The organism is Acinetobacter sp., assembly GCF_049284435.1.
GTDB lineage: Bacteria > Pseudomonadota > Gammaproteobacteria > Pseudomonadales > Moraxellaceae > Acinetobacter.
The window spans coordinates 33,252-56,314 of sequence record NZ_JBAPXX010000080.1 but is presented as its reverse complement, the minus strand read 5'-3'; the positions used below and the strand labels follow the sequence as shown (position 1 = coordinate 56,314).

The following is a 23,063-nucleotide window of genomic DNA, read 5'->3' as shown; positions in this document are numbered from 1 at the left end:
ATGAAATTTTAGGAACGTAAACCACTACAGGCGAGCTTGTCCCACTCAGATTCAAGCTCCAGTGCCAGTTCTAAAGATAAAACAAAAAACTGAATGCCTTCAATTTTCATATTACCCTGTTCATCTTCCAGATAACCACTCAGTTTTTGATAGGTTTTATGATTCAGATCAAAAGGTACATCCAGATAAAGCCCACCTAGGTAGATTTCACTATAGACGGTTTGATCCACACCTAAACACGGCATATAGGCAATCCCCTGTTGCTCTAGCCAGCCGACCAACATTTGGCGAACCGAATGAGTATCCCGATCTGGATGTACATAATGATCAAAATGCACAAACAGCACATCACGGTTTTTTTCACGTGCGATCGCATCAATATGTTTCAGCAATTGTGACAAGATCTGTTCCATTCCAGCATAACAAGACGGGCATTATAGACGGCGTTACCGCACAGCATTCAAATCAGCATAAATAAAAACGACAAGACTTGTCGTAAAAACCATGATTTTTCAGGTGAAAGGCTTGGTTTTCGATGGCATTCACCGCTATGCTGTCACTCAATTTCAATCGCTTCATCTTAAAATATGGCTAAAGCAAAAAGTGTGTATCGTTGTGAACAATGTGGTGCTGATCATCCAAAATGGTCGGGGCAATGTTCTGAATGCGGGGAATGGAACAGCCTGGTTGAGGTGACCATTGCACCGGCAGTGACGCATCGCGCCCAGCCAAAAATTGGTGGTGGATATGCGGGCCAGGCGTCTAGCATTACTACCTTAAATCAGGTCTCAGTCTCTCACGAAACCCGTCTGCCGACGGGTATCAGCGAATTTGACCGGGTTTTGGGTGGCGGACTGGTAACGGGTTCAGTGGTTCTGATCGGCGGTGATCCTGGGATTGGTAAATCTACCATCTTGCTACAAACAGCCACGCACATGGCATCTGCCAAAAACCCGGCCCTTTATGTGACCGGTGAGGAATCTTTGTCTCAGGTGGCTTTACGTGCCCAGCGTCTGGACCTGCCGACCGACCAGCTCAAAGTCATGGCAGAAACCTGTGTTGAACGTATTTGTGAAGTGCTGGCCCAACAACGTCCTGCAGTAGCAATCCTGGACTCGATCCAAACCCTGTATACCGAAACCCTTCAATCTGCACCGGGTGGTGTCTCACAGATTCGTGAATCAGCGGCCCTGCTGACCCGTTTTGCCAAAAATAGTGGCACATCTTTATTCTTGGTCGGTCATGTAACCAAAGAAGGTGCACTGGCCGGCCCACGTGTATTGGAACATATGGTCGACTGTGTGCTGTATTTTGAAGGCCAGTCGGATTCACGTTACCGAATGATCCGAGCGGTCAAAAACCGTTTTGGTGCGGTCAATGAACTCGGTGTGTTCGGCATGACCGACAAAGGTCTGCGCGAAGTATCTAATCCTTCAGCCATTTTTTTAAGCCGTTATGATGAAGCCATTCCCGGCTCAATTGTAATGATCAGCCGCGAAGGTACGCGCCCGCTCCTGGTTGAGGTTCAGGCACTGGTCGATGATGCACATGGCCAACCAAGACGTGTAGCGCTTGGCCTGGATCAGAACCGTCTAAATATGCTCCTTGCAGTCATGCATCGGCATGGTGGTGTGCAAACCTCCGGCCAGGATGTCTATGTCAATATCGTCGGTGGTTTGAAAATCACCGAAACCGGTTCGGATCTGGCCGTACTTCTCGCCTGCGCTTCCAGCATTCGTGGCAAAGCCTTACCGCAACAGCTGGCGGTTTTTGGTGAAGTCGGACTGTCTGGAGAGATTCGTCCTGTGCCGAACGGCCAGGAGCGCCTAAAAGAAGCGATCAAGCATGGGTTTAAATATATTATTGTCCCTCGCGGCAATGCACCGCAAAAATCCATTGAAGGCGTGCAAATTATTGCAGTTGCGCGTTTACATGAAGCGTTGAGCGAGGCAATGGCGCTGAGTGATGAACTCAACTAACTGTAAACTGGCCTATTTGGTATAAAGAGCAAAAAAATACAGATTTTTGATTGAAATTCCACACAAAGCCTATATAAATAGACTGTACAAACAGGTTTTATTCTCATAGGAAAAATGAATGGAAGTTCGACAGCGCGGTTTGATCACAGGTATCTTGACAGCAGTTTTATTGGTTGCGCCTTTTGCAGCTGAAGCAAAACGTGCCGGTGGCGGTAAAAGTCACGGTATGCAACGTTCTGCACAACCTACTCAATCTTATCAACAACCTCGTCAAGCTGCGCCTGCTCAACAAGCGCCAGTTGCCGGTGCTGCAACCCAGCAAAAATCTGGTCCGGGTGTCGGCGGCATGGTTGCCGCTGGTGTGGCCGGTGCTGCGATTGGTGCAGTTGCTGCCAATGCCTTGGCGGATGATCAAAGTGTAGCAACGTCTGAAGCTCAGGCTGCTCAAGCAGAAGAGGAAAAAGGTGGTATTCCGGGCTGGATCTGGATCTTTCTTGCCGCTGCTGTAGCCTTCTTCATTTTCCGTAAAATGGGCGCAAAAAAAAAAGTAGCTTCTAACCCATACGCACCAAATAGCGGTGCTGGTAATACAGCACCTTTTGCTCAGGCACCAACCACACCTCGGAGTGGTGACAGTACCAATATTTTTGGCCAGAACGTGGGTGGTCAAACGTCAAGCAATAATGCTCCGTTCGGTTCTGCTCCGGTAAATAACGCGCCTTTTGGTGCAGCTTATACCCAAAGTGGCAGCCAGTTACCGGATGGTACTGAACCTGCAGCATTCTTGCGTGTAGCGCGTCAGCGTTTTAACCATATTCAGTCCATGAATACAGCAAGCAACATTTCTGAAATTCAACGTTATCTGACTCCTGAACTTTATCAGTCAATGTATAACGACATCATGAGCAATCAGGATCAGGATGTTGCCGAGTTTTCAAATCTGAATGCGATGGTCGTCGATTCATCGACTGACAATGGCCAGTATATTGTTAGCGTACGCTTTACCGGTACGGTAAGTGAAGACTTGAACAGCTTGCCACAACCGTTTGCAGAAATCTGGCATTTCACCAAACCAGCAGGTTCAAATCAGGACTGGGTGGTTGCAGGTATCCAGCAAGACTAATTCGTAATAGATTGTTTTTAAACAGCGGCCTTCGAGCCGCTGTTTTTATTTGTAAGCCTTATATTTTGATCTTTTTTAATTCCCTTCCCGCCTCTCTTTTTTAACCTAACTTCCAGTTTTACTTATTTTTCATATAAATAGTTCAGCAACCTATATTTAAAATCTAAACAATAATTGTTATCATTATCATTAATTACTTTATAAGTTTGTAAATAGAATTTTCGATGATAAATAGTCCGAATATGCATGCAATAGCGACTGGAACAGTTACTGCGCCAAATCCCTCAAGAAAAAATAAAGTCAAAGCAAATATGCTGGCTTATCGTGGGATGATTTTATATCGCTTTCTTCTGGCGGGTGTTGGCGGTTATCTACTGGCTATACTGGCAACGATCGTGATTGCCCAGCTTTTTATCGACAGTGGAAGCAGTGCTGCCATGTCCGCCACCCTGATTGGCTTTAGCTTGAATACTGCTGCATTTATCTGGGTATTTATGGTGAATAAGACGCTCAAAGCTACGCTCGGGATCGCGATTCCCGGGGTTTTGCTCTATATCGCCTATAAGCTTTTAGGAAATTAAAATGAGAATAGATGCAAAACCAGAAGGTCCGCGCCAGTCAATGGCATGGTTGCATACCTGGGCCAGTCTGATTTTAGGCTGGCTTTTATATGTGATATTTTTAACGGGAACTTTAAGTTTTTTTCAGAACGAAATTACCGTCTGGATGAAACCGGAATTTCATCAGTCAGTTCCACCAAAGACTCAAATCGAACAAACTCGTGTCGCACTGGCTTATCTGCAACAACACCATCCTGAAGCCGGCAGCTGGGCAATCCAGCTTCCTAACTCACGCCAAAATACCACTACCCTGAATATTCGTAGTGCCGGTGAAGATCCTCGTGCACGTCGTGGCGGTACTCGCGTGACGATTGACAGCGCCACGGGTGAAGTTTTGCAAGCGCGTGAAACACGCGGCGGTTCATTCTTATACCGTTTCCACTTTGAATTGTATGGCCTACCCCGGATCTGGGCGCGCTGGATTGTCAGCGTTGCGACCCTGCTCATGCTGGTGGCAATTATTAGTGGTGTAATTACTCATAAGAAAATTTTCAAGGATTTTTTTACTTTCCGTCCCGGCAAAGGTCAGCGTTCTTGGCTGGATGCACATAATGCTACTGCGGTATTTGCCCTGCCCTTTCATATCATGATTACCTTCAGTGGCTTATTACTACTGCTCTTTACCCTGATGCCTTGGGGCGTGAACCAGATTTATGAAAATCGAGGTGCATTTCTGCAAGATCAACGTAAGAGCTTGGTTCAAGACAACAGCATTCAGGCTGAATCCCGCAAGAGCCGTAGTGAAAGTGAAGAATATCTGCCGCGAGCTGAGAGAGAAAATCGTGGCGAGCGCGGTGAAATGCCTGCACGCAGTGAAGGTCGCCGCTCTCGTGATGAAATGCAAGCTGCACCTCCTGCACCGTTAACTGATCTGGCTCCGATATTGGAAACAGCCGAAAAAGAATGGAAAAACAACCCGGTTGGCACGATAACCATTATCCAGCCAAATACCATAAAAGCTGAAATTGAACTTCGTGCCTTAAACGGAGTCAGCTTAGCTTATCGCAATGTTTATCCGAGCCTTACTTTCAATGGTGTGACCGGTGATGTAAAGTCAGATCAAACCACACTAAAAACGCCTTCGGTCGCAAACGGTATCTATAACGTGTTCACCATATTACATGAAGCACGGGGCGTGGATCTGGCTTTACGCTGGTTATTGTTCATGTCCGGCCTGGTAGGCACCTTGATGATTGCAACCGGCTTGATTCTATGGTGTGTCAAACGTGCACCGCAGCAACAGAAGCAAGGCTATAAATCTTTTGGTTATCGTGTGGTTGAAGTCACCAATATCGCAGCCATTATTGGTTTACCTATTGCCTGCGCCACCTATTTCTATGCCAACCGTTTTATTCCAGCAGACATCGACATGCGTTTGAACTGGGAAATTCGTAGCTTCTTTGTTGTCTGGTTGCTGACTTTGCTTTATGCCATGATTCGCAGTCATCGTCAGGCCTGGCTAGAACTATTACTGCTCGCCACTGCTGCATTTGCCTTGCTCCCAATCGTGAATTTCATGACCGGCGGTCAATCGATCTGGAACAGCATCATGCATGGTCAGTGGATGATTGCTTCTTTTGATCTGGCGATGTGGGTGCTTGCGATCTTGTTCTGTTTTTCATTTAAAAAAGTGAAAAACCATAAAGGCTTACCGCCTAAAAAAGCCAAAGCTGCTCTCAAGGAGAATCAGGCATGATGTTCTTCTTATTGATTTGGGCTTTAACTTCACTGGGTTTCTTTACGATTGCTACTTCAATGTCCAAGTATCAAAAACAGATTTTTGGCAAAGAACTCAACCCTGCAAAAACACAAATTGCGACTATTCTCGGTTGGGTATTGCTCATAATTGCCCTGATTCTGTGCCTGTGTACAGGAGCTGTCAGCAATATGATTAGTTACTGGCTGGGCAGTTTAACTTTGGCAGCACTGGTGGTCGGTTTAAGTCTAAGCTATCTGGCAAGTAAAATTAAAGTGATCGTAATGTTCTGTGTGTTCATCGCCTCGATCTCAGGGATTATTTGCTTGATCTAATTGATTGATTCATCAATACCTTTTTAAAAGCTGATCTTCGGATTGGCTTTTTTTCTTTAAACCTTTTAGTCTACGCACAATATTTTTGAGATGTTGATATGACCCAGCGTGTTTCTCCCTCTGCTGCCCTGACTAATCTTGCTTTATCAGGCAATGCTAAAGCACAATTCGAATTAGCTGAACTGTATATGCAAAGCGAGCATGATGATGACATCATTCTGGCTGAAGAATGGGCATTGAAAGCTGCCAACGGCGGGCTGGTTGATGCAATGTATTGGTTAGGTGAAGGTTATACCGTTTATGCCAAAGAATTAGCAGAAGAAGATCCGGAAGAATCCAAATCTCACTTTGAGTTAGCCTATTATTGGTTAAGCAAGGCCAATATCGAGAAGCACCCTGCTGCGACTTTAGAATTGGCAGGTTTCTACCGTCGCGGTGATGTGATTGAAAAAGATGTAGAGAAATCGATTTCTTTAGTTAAACAGGCTGCTGAATGGGGCGAAGTTCAGGCCATGCGCGATCTTGCTTTTATTTATGCCAATGGTTTAGGCGTAGATGGAAATGAAGAATTAGCAGAGTTCTGGACTAATAAAGCAGATGCTGCTGAGCAAGATACTAAATAAAGAAAAGAAGCCCGTCAGATGATGGGCTTTTTATTTAAGGATTATTCCAACAGCCAGAACTTTGGCTATCAAAGAACTCGATTTCTGTTTCTGAGGCTATATCTCTTATAAGCATAGAAATGCGATGACATTCTTCTTGTGACTTATCAAAAGTAGAAATAGCCACCTTACCTGATTGTTTATTCTTAAATATCTGCTTTACCAAATGTGATTCTTGCTCGCCTAAGCTTCAGCCATAAATGACTAAATTAGCTTTTGAGCTTATTAACACTGGCAACACCTCATAGAAAATAGTACTCAAATAAGAACTACTCTTTATAGATTCTAGCTTTTTCTGTCCCGTACCTTCTGCAACAAATAATGGTATTTTTTCATCTTCCCATTGCGAAGTAATGACTTCCAACAAACTTTCAAAATCCCTTTTTTGAACTTTAGTTTCGGTATTTTTTGAATCTCTAAAAATAGATAAATTTCCATGCTGATAAAAAGCTAAAGTAACTTCTCTTTCCTTACGAATAGGATTTCTCAAATCTTGCCAATTATTTCTAAATAACCCGCTACCTTGAAAACAATCTTTAAATCTATGCCCATCTTCATTTCTATTTCCATACATTAAAATCCAATACAGGATTAAGTCGTAATTAAGAGAAACTACTGTTCTAAATTGTTTTGTAAATTGATATAGCTGAGGTAATTGATCCACGATATCAGAATGTTCACAATGAACTTCCTTTACCACTTTAATGAGAGCTTCTTTTATATTCTCGTAAGCTGAATCAATTGTTTGATCAATTATTTCCAAATGGTTATTTACTAATTTAGCATGCCAAACCAATCTTAATAATAGCTCAAAATCACATGTATCAAACTCGATAAAAAGTGTAGAGATATCCTCATTAAACAGTTTTAATTTTTCCGCTTCTTCTTTTAATGAACTAAATCCAAATTTAGAGTGCAAAGCAATACTGGCACCATTTCCAATAATTAAGTTGCCCGTCTTATAGCTATCCTTAATTTCGGCCCATTCTTTGATTACATACTCAAAGCCATCTGCCATAGTTTATTCTCAAAATTTTCTTATTAGTCAGATATTAATCAATTTAAGATTGGAACAAAATCAATTTCCAAGTACAATACGGCGCTAGTCGAGGGATGCTGCGACGTTTTACAGGCACTAAATGTAAAATCGCTAGGCTCGACCATCGGTCAGACATTCGTTCTGATCAACAACGGCATCCGCGAACAGAACGATCCAATCTATTTTTTCCTAGGAGATCCTGATGAACGCGGTTACTGCTTCATTTACAGATTACAAAGTTGCTGATATTTCACTTGCTGATTACGGCCGTAAAGAAATTAAACTTGCTGAAGCTGAAATGCCAGCCCTCATGGGCCTGCGTAAACGCTACTCAGCAGCAAAACCACTGGCAGGCGCTAAAATTCTGGGTTGTATCCACATGACAATCCAAACAGCTGTTTTAATTGAAACACTGGTTGAATTAGGCGCTGAAGTTCGTTGGACTTCATGTAACATCTTCTCGACTCAAGACCATGCTGCCGCTGCAATTGCTGCTGCGGGCATTCCTGTATTTGCTTGGAAAGGCGAAACTGAAGAAGAATACATGTGGTGTCTTGAACAACAAATCAATGTAAATGGTACGCCTTGGGATGCCAACATGATTCTTGACGATGGCGGTGATTTAACGCTACTTGTTCATGAAAAATATCCAGAAGTGATTGCAAAAATTCATGGTGTCACTGAAGAAACGACGACAGGTGTTCAACGCCTGTATGAAATGTTACGTGACGGTACTTTAAAAGTTCCTGCAATCAACGTAAACGATTCTGTGACTAAGTCTAAAAACGACAACAAATACGGTTGCCGTCACTCACTGAACGATGCAATCAAACGTGGTACAGATATGCTTTTATCTGGCCGTCGTGCACTTGTAATCGGTTATGGTGACGTAGGTAAAGGTTCTGCGCAATCACTTCGTCAAGAAGGCATGATTGTACGTGTAACTGAAGTTGACCCAATCTGCGCAATGCAAGCATGCATGGACGGTTACGAAGTTGTATCTCCATACAAAAATGGCGTGCAAACAGGCAAGAAAGAAGATATCAATGTTGACCTTCTTCAAAACACTGACCTTATCGTTACAACAACGGGTAACTACCACGTTTGTGATTCAGCAATGCTTGATACATTAAAAGCGGGCGCTGTTGTATGTAACATTGGTCACTTTGATACTGAAATTGATACAGCTTACCTACGTGGCTACAAGTGGGTTGAAGTTAAACCTCAAGTACACCAAGTGTATCGTTCAGAAAATGAAAATGATTACCTGATCCTTCTTTCTGAAGGCCGTTTGGTGAACCTTGGTAATGCGACTGGTCACCCATCACGTATTATGGATGGTTCATTTGCCAACCAGGTATTGGGTCAAATGCATTTATTCGCTGAGAAATTTGCTGATCTTCCAGAATCTGAAAAAGCTGCACAAATTCGTGTAGAACTACTTCCTAAGAAATTAGATGAAGAGGTTGCTGCTGCGATGGTTGCTGGTTTCGGTGGTGTCTTGACTCAATTGACTCAAGAACAAGCTGACTACTTAGGCGTTCAAGTTGAAGGTCCGTTTAAAGCGGATGCTTATAAATACTAAGTTTTTAGTTTTACCCTCATCCTAACCTTCTCCCTGAGCCATATATGGCGCAAGAGAAGGAACTTAGCACTTTATTAGTTTAGGGGAAAAGTTCCCTCTCCTCCTAGGAGAGGGTTAGGGAGAGGTCAAATCAATAAGTATTTATAAAAAGGATTTGAACATGTCTAAACAGATTCCAATTTCATTTGAATTCTTCCCAACCAAAACTGATGTAGGCGCGGAAAAACTCAAGGTTGTACATCAAGAGTTACAACTCTTAAACCCAGAATTCTTTTCTGTGACCTATGGTGCTGGTGGTTCCACTCGTGAACGCACCCTGTCTACTATCAATGACTTTAATGGCAAAGGTGCACCTGTCGCCCCTCACCTGTCTTGTATTGGTGATGACAAAGCACGTATTGCTGAACTTCTAGACCTGTATAAATCTCAAGGCATTAACCGTATTGTTGCCCTGCGTGGTGACTTGCCTTCAGGCCAAGTGGGTTTGGGTGAATTACCTTATGCAGCTGATCTGGTTCGCTTTATCCGCGAGCATTCAGGCGATCATTTTAAGATTGAAGTCGCAGCTTATCCGGAAATGCATCCTCAGGCAGAAAGCTTTGATCAAGATATTCAGCACTTTGTTGAAAAAGTTCAGGCCGGTGCCAATGCCGCTTTAACCCAGTTTTTCTTCAATCCAGATGCTTACTTTTACTTTGTAGATCGTATCCAGAAAGCAGGAATCGATATTCCAGTTGCACCTGGCATCATGCCAATTACCAATGCCAGCAACCTGATTCGCTTTGCTGATGGTACCGGTGCTGAAATTCCACGCTGGATTCGCAAGCAACTGGCAACTTATGGTGACGATACTGCCAGCATTAAAGCCTTTGGCCATGAAGTTGTAGTTAAATTCTGTGAGCGTCTGCTTGCAGGTGGTGCACCAAGTTTGCATTTTTACACCATGAACACTACTGACCCGACTCGTCAGCTGGTGACCGATCTTGGTTTAGCTTAACCCCCTTATTTCGCCGATTTTTTGAGTAGAACGATTAATGCCACGTTTTTATATAGATGCTGATTTAACTGTTGATGTCAGCCTTGAGCTTACGGAAACTGTATTTCATCATTGGGTAAAGGTTTTACGCGCACAAGTCGGTGAAAGCGCGACCCTGTTCAATGGACAGGGTGGCGAATATGACGTGACCCTTACTGAAGTTGCGAAAAAATCAGCCACAGTTTCGGTCAATGTATTTAATCCTGCCAATCGCACCCCTAAGTTTAAAGCGTTGCTGGGTCAGGTGATGAGCAAAGGCGACCGTATGGATTATGCGATTCAGAAAGCAGTCGAACTGGGCGTATCCGAGATTCAGCTGCTGACTTCAGATCGTTGTGAAATGCGTTTAAAGTATGATCGCGACCAGAAAAAACTGGATCACTGGCAAGGTGTTGCTATTGCCGCTTGTGAACAATGTGGTCTAAACATTGTACCCAAGATTTTAGCACCTATTTCCCTAGAAAAATGGCTGGAAAATAAATTGCCAAACACCAAACTGGTTTTAGCACCTAATAAAGATGAAACAGATGTACTGGCAGATGCGACCTTGGATCTTGCCTTATTGATTGGTCCCGAAGGAGGTCTGAGTGAAGCGGAAATTAATGCCGCCAACCACAAAGGTTTTCGTAACTGGTGTATAGGCGAGCGTGTACTGCGTACTGAAACTGCCCCTGTTGTAGCCCTGTCAATTTTAAATTATGTGCTTTAGTTCATCGGGTAGGTAAAATTTTGTCTTTAATTTTGTTGATTTTTATTTTTAAGACAACTAATCTCGACTAAAGAATAACAACTACTTATTAATTGATTTTCACACATTTCCTGGGGGGTTTTATAATAACAATGCACAAGGACGAAAACCGTATAGGATGAATACAGGCATTGACTCACATGATTGATAATCCAGACGATTATATTCAGCAGCACCTACATGATGCTCAGATTGCGAACACGCTGCGTCATAGTCGCTATTTTTTGCTCAGCATAATGGTGATCTGCCTTTATATTTTTTGTATTTATCACATTCAATATAGTCCGTCTAATACCTATTTTAATACCTGGTTTATTCTGACAGAGCTCCTTGTCAGCATGTGCTGGCTGGTGAGTACGCTGTACTTTAAACCTGAGTACTATAACCAAAAAAGTGCGCATCGCTGGTTACAGATTCAAAGTCTGGCTGTGGGGATCAGTATCGCGGCAGGTATTTTTACCATTTACTATTATTTGCCTCAAGCTAACCCAGCCTTTAACGATATTGAAGCACTGACCTTGTCCGCCTTGTTGCTGATTGTGAGCCAAGCTTTTGGTTTAACCTACCTGACCCAGAAACTAAGTTATTTCTGCCTGGCATTTCTACCGTCTTTACTGCCGTTTTTACTGTCGCAAATTTATCATATAGGTCATTCCAATCCTTTCTTTGCGCTGGCTTTAAACTTCGCCATGATTGTGATTTTGCTGTGCGCGACAAGTAGTTATCGAATTCACAGCCGCACCTCACGTCTGTATGCGGAAAATGATATTCTGGTGAAAAATGCCGAACAGCAAGTGCATTGGACTGATGAACTGTGTCAGCAACTCAAAACTGAAGTCAATAAATCCAAAGATATTGAACTCCAATTACAGCTCAGCAATCAGTTGCTGGAACAGAAAGTACGGGAACGTACCTATGATATCGAGCAGATCAATCAGGATCTGAAGAATAAGCAGCAAGATCTAGAACTGGCACATAAAATTGCCGGTATTCGTCCTTGGGACTGGAATATTCAAGCACGCAACATCACCCTCACCAATCATAAAGATGAAAAGATTCTGCGTGATTCCAAAAATCATCATCTGCAATTACAGCATCTGATCCACCCGGATGATCTGGACCATTTTAAACGCAATATGAAACAGCACCTACGCGGTCAGACTGAACGCTACGATGCTACCTACCGGATCAGGCTCAGTGAAGGTGGATGGAGCTGGGTACATGACATTGGTCGGGTAATCAGCCGTGACCCTAACAATAACAAACCCTTAAGAATGGTTGGTATCCGTCGTGATATTCAACAGGAACGTCTGTCTCAAGAGCGTTTAAAGCTGGTAGCCAGTGTACTGGAACAGGCCGCAGAAGGGATTTTCATTTTGAATCCTGATTTAGATTATATCGATGTGAATCCTCACTACGAATACCTGAGCGGTTTTGAGCGGCATCAGATTATTGGTAAGTCCCTATTTGATATTGCAGTGCAAAATAAATCCCAGCAACGTACTTTTCAGGCCAATATTGTCAAACAGATTCAAAAGATTGGCTCTTATGATGGAGAGGTCTATGCAAAATTTCTGTCTGGCAAAGAGTCGACCTTATGGCTGCATATTAATGCCGTGACTGATGATGAAGGCCGGATTACCCATTATATTGGCATCGTATCAGATCTGACTGAACGTAAATTACAGGAACAGCGCCTGTCCTATCTGGAAAATTATGACACGCTGACCGATTTACCGAACCGCTTCTATTATAATTATCAGCTACATCAGTATCTGGTTTCGCAAAAAGACTCTATTAAAGAGATGGCTGTGATTCGGCTTAACATCGACCGTTTCCGCCCATTGAATGAATACCTGTCCAATAATGGCGGTGATGAACTTTTACGTCAGGTGGCACAGCGGCTGCGCATAACCAATGCAGAAGCGCTATTTGTGGCACATCTAAATGGCGATGATTTTGCGATTCTCTATGAAATCTCACATATTCGCCCTTCAGTTCAGCACCATTGTGAACGCATCGCTCAGGCCTTTAGCAGACCGTTTAATATTTACGGCCAGGATCATGTGATTACCCTGTCCATGGGCGTGGCATTTTATCCGGATCATGGCCGTCAGCTGGATTATTTAAATAACTGTGCCGAACAGGCATTGAACGAAGCCAAAAATCTGGGTGGCAACACCATTCATTTTTATTCCAGTGAAAATCATTCATTACAGAACAAAGGGGTTTTTCTGGAACGGGATTTGCGTAAAGCGATCCAGAATAATGAACTGGTGGTATTTTATCAGCCAAAAATCAATTTTAGCGATCAAAGCATTTATGGCTTTGAAGCGCTGATTCGCTGGAATCATCCAGAAAAAGGCATTATTACACCCGGGCTGTTTATCCCATTAGCTGAACAGACCAGCCTGATTTCAGATATTGGCCGTCTAGTGATCCAGCAGGCCGCTAAACAGATTCGCCAATGGAATGATCTAGGCTTTAATCATATTTGTGTATCAGTCAATATCGTGGCGCAGCAATTGCGTCGTGGTCAATTACTTGATGATCTGGACCAGGCCATTGCAGACAACCAGATTTCTGGCGCCAGTCTGGAACTAGAAATTACCGAATCTTCTTTAATCGAAAATTCGGAAGCGGTCAAAAACCTGCTGAATGAGATCAAACAGCGACACATTCATATTGCCCTGGATGATTTCGGCACAGGTTATTCCTCGCTCTCCTATCTTGCTGATTTTCCTATTAATACTTTAAAAATTGATCGCAGTTTTGTTTGCAAGATTGGGGAAAACAAGCAGGCAGCGATTGTCAGTGCCATGGTGGCTATGGGTAAAGCCATGGGCATGACCGTGGTCGCGGAAGGGATCGAGACCCAAGAGCAGCTAGAATATCTACGTGATTTAGAATGTGATATTGCCCAAGGTTACTTATTTTCCAAACCGCTTCCGGAACAGGAAGCAACCGCTTATTTAGTACGAGACAAGACACATCAGACTTATATATCTCAAGTCTAAGTCCATACCCGACCACAATAAGTTTGTTGGAAAAACGGCCGTCTTTGTCTGTCCGAACTGGCCAACAAATGGTATATTCAGGAACATAAATAAATTCTTTGCCCGCTGACCGGGTAATCTTTACAACGATCGAGAGACTGATGGACGAACAATCTTTAAAGCAACAGGCCCTTTACTATCACGAATTTCCTACCCCGGGGAAAATAAGCGTTACACCAAGCAAACAATTGGTCAACCAACGTGACTTGGCCCTTGCTTACTCGCCTGGCGTAGCTGCACCATGTCTTGAGATTGAACGCGATCCTTCAACTGCTGCATTGTATACAGCACGTGGCAACCTGGTCGCTGTAGTGACCAACGGTACTGCGGTATTGGGTCTGGGTAATATTGGCCCTTTGGCTTCTAAACCAGTTATGGAAGGTAAAGGCGTATTATTCAAAAAATTTGCTGGCGTTGATGTATTCGATATCGAAATCGCTGAAAATGATCCAGACAAAATTGTCGATATTGTCGCTGCATTAGAACCAACTTTCGGCGGGATTAACCTTGAAGATATCAAGGCGCCAGAGTGTTTCTATATCGAGCAAAAATTGCGTGAACGCATGAATATTCCGGTATTCCATGATGATCAGCACGGTACTTCAATTATTGTGGGTTCTGCACTCCTCAACGCATTGCAAATCAACGGCAAAAAAATTGAAGAGATCAAGATCGTGGCTTCAGGCGCGGGCGCTGCTGCACTGTCTTGTTTGAATCTGCTTTGCGCCCTGGGTGCTAAAAAAGAGAATATCATCGTTGCCGATTCACGCGGTCTGCTGACTACGCATCGTGAAGGCCTGGATGAATCTAAGAAAGCCTATGTACAAGATATTGAAGCTACTCAGCTCGGTGACGTGATTGCAGGCGCAGACATGTTCCTTGGTCTGTCTGCTGCAGGCATTCTGACCAAAGAGATGGTCAAGGTCATGGCTGAAGATCCGATCATCTTTGCCTTGGCAAACCCGGATCCAGAAATTCTGCCTGAACATGCGCATGAAGTACGTGATGACGTGATCATGGCAACCGGCCGTTCTGACTATCCGAACCAGGTGAATAACGCACTGTGCTTCCCGTACATCTTCCGTGGTGCGCTGGACGTTGGTGCAACCACCATTAACGAAGAAATGAAAATTGCCTGTGTCCATGCAATTGCACGCATGGCACACGTTGAAGCTGATGCGGCAACTTATGGTGAGAAATCAGCATCATTTGGCCGTGAATACCTGATTCCAGGCCCACTGGATCAACGCCTGATTCTAGAAATCGCACCTGCTGTGGCACAAGCGGCAATGGATTCTGGTGTGGCAACACGTCCAATCACAGATTTTTCGCATTATCGTCAACGTTTGTCTGAGTTTGTCTACAACTCTGCATTCATGATGAAACCGATCTTTGAACAGGCTAAATCTGATCCTAAACGTATTGCTTATGCAGAAGGTGAAGACCTGCGTGTACTTCGTGCAGTTCAAATTGCGGTAGATGACGGTTTGGCAATTCCGATTCTGGTGGGCCGTCCAGCTGTCATTGAAGCCAACATTAAAAAATTGGGTCTACGTCTTGAAGATGGCGTGAATATCACGATTGTTGATCAAGAAAAGAACCCGAACTATGAAATGTTTGCAGACGATTACTACAACATCATGCAGCGTAAGGGTGTAACGCCTGAATATGCACAGCGTGAAGCACGTCGCCGCTCTACCCTAATCGCAGCGATGCTGGTGAAACATGGCATGGTAGACGGTATGCTATGTGGTACTTATTCAAGCTACGATATTCATCTGGACTTCGTCAGCAACATCATTGGCAAGAAAGATGGTCATAACACCTTCTTTACCCTGAATGCCTTGATGCTTGAAGACCGTAACCTGTTCATTGCCGATACCTATGTGAATACCAACCCAACGGCTGAACAGCTGGCCGAAATGACCATTCTGGCCGCTGAAGAAGTTCGCCGTTTTGGTATGACACCACGTATTGCCCTGCTTTCTCACTCGAGTTTCGGTTCAGACCAGCATGATGCCAGTGCGCAAAAAATGCGTAAGGTGTATGACATCCTGTCTGAAATCGCGCCTGAGCTGGAAGTTGAAGGTGAAATGCACGGTGATGCTGCACTGGATGAAAACATTCGTCAGTTTGCATTCCCGAATTCACGTTTCAAAGGCTCTGCAAACTTGCTGATCATGCCGAATCTGGATGCTGCCAATATCTCGTTTAACCTGTTAAAGGCAACTTCAGGCAACAACGTGACGATTGGTCCAATTCTGTTGGGTGCTGCGAAACCTGTCCACATTTTGACGCCGACTGCGACCACGCGCCGTGTGATCAACATGACTGCACTGACTGTTGCAGAAATCCAGCAAGCGGAACAAGATGCACTTTAAGCCAATGACAAGATAACGACGCATCAGCCTCGTTTCTTAACTTGAGAAAACCTCTATTCTGTAGCATGATGCTTGTAAGAATAGAGGTTTTTTCATGCAAGTTTATTTAGTAGGTGGCGCAGTTCGAGATCATTTGCTCGGACACCCCTATCACGAAAAAGATTATGTGGTCGTTGGTGCAACTCCCGCGCAAATGCTTGACTTAGGCTATCAGCCCGTAGGCAAAGATTTCCCTGTTTTTCTACATCCCCAAACAAAAGAAGAATATGCACTGGCGCGTACCGAACGTAAATCTGGCGCCGGTTATCATGGTTTTGAGTTTCATACCGATGTCAACGTTACGTTAGAACAGGATCTGATTCGGCGTGACCTGACCATTAATGCCATGGCCATGGATGATGCCGGCCAGGTTTATGATCCTTATGGTGGTCAACAGGATCTGGAAAACCGGATTCTACGTCATGTTTCCGATGCCTTTGTCGAAGATCCATTACGCGTGCTGCGAATAGCCCGTTTTGCTGCCCGTTATACCAGTGCAGGCTTTGTGATTGCCGATGAAACTTTGGCGTTAATGCAACGCTTGACTGAATCGGGTGAATTAAATGCATTGACGCCGGAACGCGTCTGGAAAGAAACTTCCCGTGCTTTATCCGAACGTCATGCTGATGTGTATTTTGAAGTATTACGTCAATGTGGTGCTTTAAAGGTGCTATTCCCTGAGATTGATGCTTTATATGGCATTCCACAACGCCCTGAATATCATCCGGAAATTGACTGCGGCATTCATACCATGATGTCCTTGCAGCAGGCTTGCCGTCAAAACTACAGCCTGGATGTACGTTTTGCCGTTTTAGTGCATGATTTAGGCAAGGCTTTGACTCCGGTTGAAGAATTACCGCGACATATCATGCATGAAGAACGTGGCATCAAGCCAGTAAATGAACTGTGTGACCGCTTAAAAGTGCCGACGTATACCAAGCAGCTGGCTTTGGCGGTGTGCAAAGAGCATCTGAAATGCCATCAGGCATTTAATCTTAAGCCGGGAACCTTATGGCGATTATTGCAACGTCTGGATGTATTACGTCGCCCTGAACGTGTCGAAGCTTTCGTCCAGGCTTGTGAATGTGATTCACGTGGCCGCCTGGGTCTGGAAGATCGTGCCTATCCACAAGCGCAATACGTCCTTGATGCCATGCAGACCGTACGTGCCATCAAGGCGCAAGACCTGCCTGCCGATATTCAAGGTCCGGATATTGGCGAGATGCTGATTGAACGACGAATTCAGGCACTTGGTGAGCTCAAAGCGCAACAAACCGTAGCGATTGAATGATAAAAAAGCACCTTCGGGTGCTTTTTTAATAGCTTAATTTCTCTTTATCAAAAAAGGAATTGAGAAATATTGAATCAGTACCATCAGGAAATATCTGCCGGGAAAGTAATCACCTGTTCCAGTTTCATTTGATTGGTTGCAATCATCAACAAACGGTCAATTCCCAAGGCAATCCCTGAACATTCCGGCATGTTCGGCAAAGCCCCCAGTAAATATTCATCGATGGGCATGACATGCAAGCCAAGTTTGGCTCGTTCAGCATTATCTGCCTCAAAGCGCGAACGCAATACGTCGGCATCAATCAGTTCATCATAAGCATTGGCCAATTCTAAACCTTCGATATACAGTTCAAAACGCGCAGCGACCAGTTCACCATCTTCATCGATTCGGGTTTTAGCCAGAGAGGCCATTTCAGGTGGAAAATCGGTCAGGAATACTGCAGTATCAAAACCCAGACTTGGTTCAACCATATGTGAAAATAACAGGTCGATATAACCGAGACGATCCTCGCCCAAATCCAGATTGAGTCCAACACGGCGACAGCAGTCTTTCAGTTCCTGCAAAGTTGCTTGAAGCGGATTGAGATCCAAACGATCCATGAAAGCATGTTTATAGCTCAGAATGGTCGGACGGATTTCGCCAAAACGTGCTTTCAAGGTCACATTCAACAGATCAGATACTTCAAACATCAAATCTTTTAAGCTAAATCCTGGGCGATACCATTCCAGCATGGTGAATTCGCTATTGTGCTTACGCCCATGCTCATCATCACGGAAGACTTTACAGATTTGATAAATGGGTCCACTGCCACTGGCCAATAAGCGCTTCATGGCAAATTCGGGTGAGGTCTGTAAATAATGGGTATGCGCTTTACCCAGCACATGACGCTGGGCCTGTACCGAGGCTAAATGCACATCAGTCACACCTGCTTGAGACAAAATCGGTGTTTCGACTTCTAATACATCCCGCTCAGCGAAAAACTGACGGATTTGATGATATAAGGTTGCCCGGGCACGCATGGATTGAAGGTCACAAGTCGGCTGATAAGTCATCGTCATGCCTTCGGCCCACCGTGTGCTGCCCACTCACGGCGCAGCGGATAGGTTTTACGTAAATGATCAAAAGCTTGCTGATCCACCTGACCATCCTTGACACAAGCACGTAGATTGGCGTCATCACGAGCAATGTCATAAATTTGCGCCAAATGCTGTTGCAATGCCATTTTTAAATCCTGCCCCTGAAAAAACTGCTCACAGACAGGCAGCTGGGATTCAAACTGTTTATTGGCTGCAAAACCAAAAGTTTGACAAAAAGCTTCGTAGATCATCTGGGTACCACGTGCCTTGCCTTCCAGGCTATAGCCGGCAATATGCGGGGTGACCAAAGTCACTAGATCCAGAAGTTCTGCTGAAATCAGCGGTTCGTGTTCAAAAACATCCAAAATCACGGTTCGATGTGTCGCCTGTATATCGTGGATCAGCGCGGCTTCTTCAATGACTGGCCCACGTGCTGAATTAATCAGGATCGCATCAGGCTGCATTTTTGCCAATGCAGCAGCATTGAATAAATGATAGGTTGGATATGCACCAGTTTTGGTTAAAGGTACATGAATTGAAACGGCATCCGCTTGCTGCAACAATTCATTAAATTCAACTTGATCGACCTGCTCTCTTTGCACAAAAGGATCGCAACCGATCACACGCCAGCCCAAAAGTTTCGCCATATAAGCCAGACGGGTTCCGACATTACCCAAACCGACAATACCCAGCGTAAATGTCTCATTGGCATCTCGTAGTCTAGGACGTACCTGCAATAATGCGGTAATGACATATTCAGCCACCGCTTGCGCATTACAGCCGGCCGCATTACTCCACTGAATCCCATGTTGTTCCAATGCAGTAAGATCCAAATGATCCGTACCAATGGTGGCGCTGCCCACAAATTTGATCGAACTATTCTGTAGCAGTGCTTCATTGACCTGAGTCACTGAACGTACCAACAGGCTATCGGCATCTTTGACATCATCTGCACTTAAAGTTCGCCCTGCACGATGTTGAATATCACCAAATTCGGAAAAGAAATAATCGGTAAATGCCAGATTTTCATCTGCGACAATTTTCATAATGAGATCCATATGATGCTTGGGCGTATGATAGCGCGTTGACGCCTCTGACTCTATATTTGGCCGATACGTCCATTTTTCAAGATTTTATGACTTAAGTTCAGGACTCAGGAATTGAATATTCAACATATACAGCCTCAAAAAGCAAAACCCCAATCTTTCGACTGGGGTTTTTAAAATTTGGCGGAAGCGGTGAGATTCGAACTCACGGAGGACTCACACCCTCGTCGGTTTTCAAGACCGGTGCATTAAACCGCTCTGCCACGCTTCCTTGGCCGCCATCATATAAATAAATTAGATTTTTGGCAATAAAATTTAGCGAAACTTCTCTAAAAAGCGGTTTATTCAGCTAAAAATCAGCCGAAATCCAAGCCAACTTGGGTATTTTCATGCAAATATTTTAATATTGAAATGATCTTGAGTTGTATTTAATTCAGTAGAGAATGATGAGAGAAATAACCGCATTCGGCATCCAGTCTGATCAACAATCGCAAAATATTGAGACATAAAAAAACCCAGTCAAATTGACTGGGTTTTTAAAATTTGGCGGAAGCGGTGAGATTCGAACTCACGGAGGACTCACACCCTCGTCGGTTTTCAAGACCGGTGCATTAAACCGCTCTGCCACGCTTCCATGGCCGACATGATATAAACAAAAATCACGCTTGGCAAATATTTTTATGCTTTCACTGCATCAACTGCACAAAATAAAATCAATTTCATTAATCTGCTGAATTTTCTGGCTTTTCATAACGAATTGAATTGATGAACCAGAGTTTTTTGCCGGAGGGTGTCAGCACCTCGGCCTCATCATCAACCTGCTTGCCCAATAACGCGCGCGCCATCGGTGAACTGATCGAAATATGCTGCGGATGATGATCATAAATTTCATCTACACCGACAATGCGTAAAGTTTTTTGTTCCCCTTCTTCATTTTCAATTTCTACCCAGGCACCAAAATAGACCTTGCCCTCTTGCTCTGGGGAAAAATCTATAATTTTCAGCTCTTCTAGGCGCTTGCCAAGGTACCTGACCCGCCGATCAATTTTCCTTAAAATTTGCTTGTTATATTGGTAATCTGCGTTTTCAGAACGGTCGCCGAGACTGGCTGCCCAGTTCACTTTTTTGGTAATTTCAGGACGCTCTTCATGCCAGAGATTCTTAAGTTCTGCCACCAATTTATCGTGTCCAGCACGGGTGATTAAGTTGGATTTCATATGTCTTGCTGATCATATTTTCAGTGTTTTAACTTACAAACAGCTTATTTTATTTACCATTTTAACACAATGGCAAAATTCCAAAAAAATTCATTTTAAATTTCAATAGCTTAAAATTATTTTTAAAAATAATTTGTGTACAAAATTTGACAATCGTTTTTTAGATCATTAATATGCCACCAACTTCCGGAAATGCTTACTTTTTAATCTATGTAGTTTTTCTACATAATTATCTTTAAATCTCTTGTCATTTTGAATGACGTCATGACTGCCCAACCCTTATTGAATTTATCAAACTGTTAAAATTTCTGGCTTTGTTGGCTGTGATTTTTAGGGCATAAATTACTTGTAGCGGAGACAACATGCACAGTAGTTCATCCACTGGGTCGAGGCTTTGCCTAAGATCTGTAATTTCTTCTCTCCCTTTGAAAGCACTTGTACTGAGCACTGCATTTATTCCCCTACACAGTATCAATGCAAGTAAGACCACACTTCAGTTTGATCATGTGGTCAATAGTAATAAGTTGACCGTGGTTGCGGTTGAAAATCCGACCACCGTATTTCAGGATGGACAACATCTGCATGGCTTCGGTTATGATCTGGTTCGTAACTATGCCAACAATCTGAATGTAAAGCTCGATTTTAAAATCGTCCCTGATAATAATACAGCGCTACAATGGGTTGCTCAGGGTAAAGCCAATCTGGCCATGACGACTACTGATATACGCACCATTGAAAACAAGCGTTTGACGTCATTCTCAGCCACTTGTGGCGATGAATCGATTCTGTCGAGTAATGGCTTGAATACCAATTTAAATCTGGTGTTTAAATCTGCTACAGATCCTTTGAGCCAGACGGCCAGTGCTTTTGTCTGCAAAGGCAAACAAAGTGGTGCCATCAAGCAGCTTGCTTCATTTTATAATCAGAATGTGGTGAAAGAGGAATCCTGGACCACCATTCAACGTGATTTGAACAATCGCCTGCCGATCTATGAAGCGAGTTTTAAACAGACGGCGCAGCAGTATGATCTGGATTGGCATTTACTGGCGGCCATTGGTTATCAGGAATCTTATCTGAAACCGAATTCAGTTTCTCCGACGGGTGTGCGTGGTTTGATGATGCTGACCAACAGTACAGCCAAAGCAATGGGCGTGAGTAACCGTACTGATCCGGCTCAAAGCATTCAGGGTGGCGCCAAGTATTATGATCAAATGCTTAGTCGCTATGATCATATTCCTTTTCCAGATCGAAACTGGTTTGCACTGGTGGCTTATAATATGGGCCCAGGTGCCGTGAACCAGTTGCAAAAGCGCATTCAGTCGCAAGGCAAGAACCCGAATAACTGGGTGAACTTATATGCCTATCTGGATCAGAATAAAGCCAATAATGGTCGTTACCGTCAAGCAGTGCAATACGTAACCCGCATTCGTGCTTATCTGGAGCATATCAAGACCACACCACAATTGGTGAATATCTAAGCTGAAACCTTAGCGTTAATCAAAATGTCATAAAAAAAGCTTACCTCTGGGTAAGCTTTTTTCGTCTTCATTCAGGCTAATGTCTTAGCAGAATTAAGCCGTGGTATTTTCAAGCACTTTCTTAAACAAATCTTTTTGTTCCTGACTTGGTTTTGCAGTTTGAAGTGCCATCAATTGTGACATATCACCCTGTACTTTAATTTTACCCGTCATAAATGCCTGCATTGCAGCAGCCATATCAAACTCCAGGAAAACTTTACGTAGAGTTTCGCCATCCATATTCAGCGTGGTTTTGGCATTTGAAGACAAACCTTTCTTGATTGCCCCACCATCTAAAGATAGTTCAGTATTACCTGTAGTGTCCGCTACAACCAAATTAATCGCAAGGTTCGCCAAAGCTGGTGGCAAATTCAAATCGCCAGCTTGCGCAGTTAGAGTTTCTACAGTTGAAAACCAATCATCAGTTAAAAAAGCAGGCATGATCTTTCCTCAAATTATTTGTTCATTTGTCGACTATCCAGACGACATCATGTTGAAGCTATTATGCTTGTGCTTTGTTATATCATGATCATTAGCGCAAAGGCTAACGAATTTTGTACGCGCCGTTCAATTTTTGTAGTTCTATTTTTATTTATGTTTATAAGCAGACATCAACC

18 protein-coding genes, 2 tRNA genes and 1 pseudogene are annotated in these 23,063 nt (G+C 43.7%); 13 read left to right on the top strand and 8 right to left on the bottom strand.

What is annotated here, in order from left to right:
- Positions 1–8: 8 nt before the first annotated feature.
- Positions 9–413, bottom strand: a complete 405-nt coding sequence (locus WAK81_RS07570; protein ID WP_422196329.1) for a hypothetical protein — start codon at positions 411–413, stop codon at positions 9–11.
- A 174-nt stretch (positions 414–587) separates the two neighbouring features.
- Here WAK81_RS07570 and radA point away from each other — a divergent pair, with 174 nt between their 5' ends.
- The 6 genes from radA to WAK81_RS07540 all read left to right on the top strand — a co-directional run bounded on the left by radA (position 588) and on the right by WAK81_RS07540 (position 6,376).
- The gene (radA, locus tag WAK81_RS07565) at positions 588–1,979 is read left to right on the top strand and encodes a DNA repair protein RadA (RefSeq protein ID WP_004731817.1); all 1,392 of its coding nucleotides are present in this window, start codon (positions 588–590) and stop codon (positions 1,977–1,979) included.
- A 118-nt stretch (positions 1,980–2,097) separates the two neighbouring features.
- On the top strand, positions 2,098–3,102 hold the full coding sequence (locus tag WAK81_RS07560) for a Tim44 domain-containing protein (RefSeq protein WP_422196328.1): 1,005 nt from the start codon (positions 2,098–2,100) through the stop codon (positions 3,100–3,102).
- Positions 3,103–3,326: 224 nt separating this feature from the next.
- Positions 3,327–3,683 carry a hypothetical protein gene (locus tag WAK81_RS07555; protein WP_422196327.1) on the top strand — a complete coding sequence of 119 codons (357 nt, stop codon included), beginning with the start codon at positions 3,327–3,329 and terminating at the stop codon, positions 3,681–3,683.
- 1 nt (position 3,684) lies between these two features.
- The gene (locus WAK81_RS07550) at positions 3,685–5,418 is read left to right on the top strand and encodes a PepSY-associated TM helix domain-containing protein (RefSeq protein ID WP_422196326.1); all 1,734 of its coding nucleotides are present in this window, start codon (positions 3,685–3,687) and stop codon (positions 5,416–5,418) included.
- Positions 5,415–5,753: a DUF3325 domain-containing protein gene (locus WAK81_RS07545; RefSeq protein ID WP_422196325.1), complete on the top strand. Its 339-nt coding sequence runs from the start codon at positions 5,415–5,417 to the stop codon at positions 5,751–5,753. Before WAK81_RS07550 ends, WAK81_RS07545 begins: the two co-directional genes overlap by 4 nt.
- A gap of 98 nt (positions 5,754–5,851) precedes the next feature.
- Positions 5,852–6,376 (top strand): tetratricopeptide repeat protein, encoded by a 525-nt coding sequence (locus WAK81_RS07540; RefSeq protein ID WP_422196324.1) that lies wholly within the window; start codon positions 5,852–5,854, stop codon positions 6,374–6,376.
- Positions 6,377–6,410: 34 nt separating this feature from the next.
- On the opposite strand, the pseudogene WAK81_RS07535 reads toward WAK81_RS07540, so the two are convergent.
- Positions 6,411–7,433, bottom strand: a pseudogene (locus WAK81_RS07535) (DUF4917 family protein).
- Between the two features lie 223 nt (positions 7,434–7,656).
- On the opposite strand from WAK81_RS07535, the gene ahcY reads away from it, so the two are divergent.
- The 6 genes from ahcY to WAK81_RS07505 all read left to right on the top strand — a co-directional run bounded on the left by ahcY (position 7,657) and on the right by WAK81_RS07505 (position 17,590).
- Positions 7,657–9,039, top strand: coding sequence for an adenosylhomocysteinase (ahcY, locus tag WAK81_RS07530; protein WP_422196323.1), 1,383 nt, complete (start codon positions 7,657–7,659; stop codon positions 9,037–9,039).
- Between the two features lie 160 nt (positions 9,040–9,199).
- Entirely contained in the window at positions 9,200–10,036 is an 837-nt protein-coding gene (metF, locus tag WAK81_RS07525; protein ID WP_422196322.1) for a methylenetetrahydrofolate reductase [NAD(P)H], read from the top strand.
- Between the two features lie 37 nt (positions 10,037–10,073).
- Positions 10,074–10,784: a 16S rRNA (uracil(1498)-N(3))-methyltransferase gene (locus tag WAK81_RS07520; RefSeq protein WP_422196321.1), complete on the top strand. Its 711-nt coding sequence runs from the start codon at positions 10,074–10,076 to the stop codon at positions 10,782–10,784.
- 179 nt (positions 10,785–10,963) lie between these two features.
- Positions 10,964–13,840 (top strand): putative bifunctional diguanylate cyclase/phosphodiesterase, encoded by a 2,877-nt coding sequence (locus WAK81_RS07515; RefSeq protein ID WP_422196320.1) that lies wholly within the window; start codon positions 10,964–10,966, stop codon positions 13,838–13,840.
- A 140-nt stretch (positions 13,841–13,980) separates the two neighbouring features.
- Positions 13,981–16,260: an NADP-dependent malic enzyme gene (locus WAK81_RS07510; protein ID WP_422196319.1), complete on the top strand. Its 2,280-nt coding sequence runs from the start codon at positions 13,981–13,983 to the stop codon at positions 16,258–16,260.
- A 94-nt stretch (positions 16,261–16,354) separates the two neighbouring features.
- Positions 16,355–17,590, top strand: coding sequence for a multifunctional CCA addition/repair protein (locus WAK81_RS07505; protein WP_422196318.1), 1,236 nt, complete (start codon positions 16,355–16,357; stop codon positions 17,588–17,590).
- Between the two features lie 83 nt (positions 17,591–17,673).
- Here WAK81_RS07505 and epmA read toward each other — a convergent pair whose 3' ends face one another.
- From epmA to greB, 5 genes are all read right to left on the bottom strand, one after another.
- Positions 17,674–18,648 carry an EF-P lysine aminoacylase EpmA gene (epmA, locus tag WAK81_RS07500; protein WP_422196317.1) on the bottom strand — a complete coding sequence of 325 codons (975 nt, stop codon included), beginning with the start codon at positions 18,646–18,648 and terminating at the stop codon, positions 17,674–17,676.
- Positions 18,645–19,712 carry a 4-phosphoerythronate dehydrogenase gene (locus WAK81_RS07495; protein ID WP_422196316.1) on the bottom strand — a complete coding sequence of 356 codons (1,068 nt, stop codon included), beginning with the start codon at positions 19,710–19,712 and terminating at the stop codon, positions 18,645–18,647. The genes epmA and WAK81_RS07495 overlap by 4 nt, the downstream gene beginning before the upstream one ends.
- A gap of 181 nt (positions 19,713–19,893) precedes the next feature.
- Positions 19,894–19,983, bottom strand: a tRNA-Ser gene (locus tag WAK81_RS07490).
- Between the two features lie 273 nt (positions 19,984–20,256).
- Positions 20,257–20,346, bottom strand: a tRNA-Ser gene (locus tag WAK81_RS07485).
- A gap of 88 nt (positions 20,347–20,434) precedes the next feature.
- Positions 20,435–20,929 carry a transcription elongation factor GreB gene (greB, locus tag WAK81_RS07480; protein WP_005103930.1) on the bottom strand — a complete coding sequence of 165 codons (495 nt, stop codon included), beginning with the start codon at positions 20,927–20,929 and terminating at the stop codon, positions 20,435–20,437.
- Between the two features lie 362 nt (positions 20,930–21,291).
- Here greB and WAK81_RS07475 point away from each other — a divergent pair, with 362 nt between their 5' ends.
- The gene (locus tag WAK81_RS07475; RefSeq protein WP_153566826.1) at positions 21,292–22,407 is read left to right on the top strand and encodes a transglycosylase SLT domain-containing protein; all 1,116 of its coding nucleotides are present in this window, start codon (positions 21,292–21,294) and stop codon (positions 22,405–22,407) included.
- Between the two features lie 93 nt (positions 22,408–22,500).
- On the opposite strand, the gene WAK81_RS07470 is transcribed toward WAK81_RS07475, so the two are convergent.
- On the bottom strand, positions 22,501–22,887 hold the full coding sequence (locus WAK81_RS07470) for an SCP2 sterol-binding domain-containing protein (protein WP_004280536.1): 387 nt from the start codon (positions 22,885–22,887) through the stop codon (positions 22,501–22,503).
- Positions 22,888–23,063 lie beyond the last annotated feature (176 nt).

What these genes read in the sequence shown, in the direction of transcription:
- WAK81_RS07570 (WP_422196329.1), bottom strand. Translation starts at nt 413, where the DNA reads ATGGAACAGATCTTGTCACAATTGCTGAAACATATTGATGCGATCGCA.
- radA (WP_004731817.1), top strand. Translation starts at nt 588, where the DNA reads ATGGCTAAAGCAAAAAGTGTGTATCGTTGTGAACAATGTGGTGCTGAT.
- WAK81_RS07560 (WP_422196328.1), top strand. Translation starts at nt 2,098, where the DNA reads ATGGAAGTTCGACAGCGCGGTTTGATCACAGGTATCTTGACAGCAGTT.
- WAK81_RS07555 (WP_422196327.1), top strand. Translation starts at nt 3,327, where the DNA reads ATGATAAATAGTCCGAATATGCATGCAATAGCGACTGGAACAGTTACT.
- WAK81_RS07550 (WP_422196326.1), top strand. Translation starts at nt 3,685, where the DNA reads ATGAGAATAGATGCAAAACCAGAAGGTCCGCGCCAGTCAATGGCATGG.
- WAK81_RS07545 (WP_422196325.1), top strand. Translation starts at nt 5,415, where the DNA reads ATGATGTTCTTCTTATTGATTTGGGCTTTAACTTCACTGGGTTTCTTT.
- WAK81_RS07540 (WP_422196324.1), top strand. Translation starts at nt 5,852, where the DNA reads ATGACCCAGCGTGTTTCTCCCTCTGCTGCCCTGACTAATCTTGCTTTA.
- ahcY (WP_422196323.1), top strand. Translation starts at nt 7,657, where the DNA reads ATGAACGCGGTTACTGCTTCATTTACAGATTACAAAGTTGCTGATATT.
- metF (WP_422196322.1), top strand. Translation starts at nt 9,200, where the DNA reads ATGTCTAAACAGATTCCAATTTCATTTGAATTCTTCCCAACCAAAACT.
- WAK81_RS07520 (WP_422196321.1), top strand. Translation starts at nt 10,074, where the DNA reads ATGCCACGTTTTTATATAGATGCTGATTTAACTGTTGATGTCAGCCTT.
- WAK81_RS07515 (WP_422196320.1), top strand. Translation starts at nt 10,964, where the DNA reads ATGATTGATAATCCAGACGATTATATTCAGCAGCACCTACATGATGCT.
- WAK81_RS07510 (WP_422196319.1), top strand. Translation starts at nt 13,981, where the DNA reads ATGGACGAACAATCTTTAAAGCAACAGGCCCTTTACTATCACGAATTT.
- WAK81_RS07505 (WP_422196318.1), top strand. Translation starts at nt 16,355, where the DNA reads ATGCAAGTTTATTTAGTAGGTGGCGCAGTTCGAGATCATTTGCTCGGA.
- epmA (WP_422196317.1), bottom strand. Translation starts at nt 18,648, where the DNA reads ATGACGATGACTTATCAGCCGACTTGTGACCTTCAATCCATGCGTGCC.
- WAK81_RS07495 (WP_422196316.1), bottom strand. Translation starts at nt 19,712, where the DNA reads ATGAAAATTGTCGCAGATGAAAATCTGGCATTTACCGATTATTTCTTT.
- greB (WP_005103930.1), bottom strand. Translation starts at nt 20,929, where the DNA reads ATGAAATCCAACTTAATCACCCGTGCTGGACACGATAAATTGGTGGCA.
- WAK81_RS07475 (WP_153566826.1), top strand. Translation starts at nt 21,292, where the DNA reads ATGCACAGTAGTTCATCCACTGGGTCGAGGCTTTGCCTAAGATCTGTA.
- WAK81_RS07470 (WP_004280536.1), bottom strand. Translation starts at nt 22,887, where the DNA reads ATGCCTGCTTTTTTAACTGATGATTGGTTTTCAACTGTAGAAACTCTA.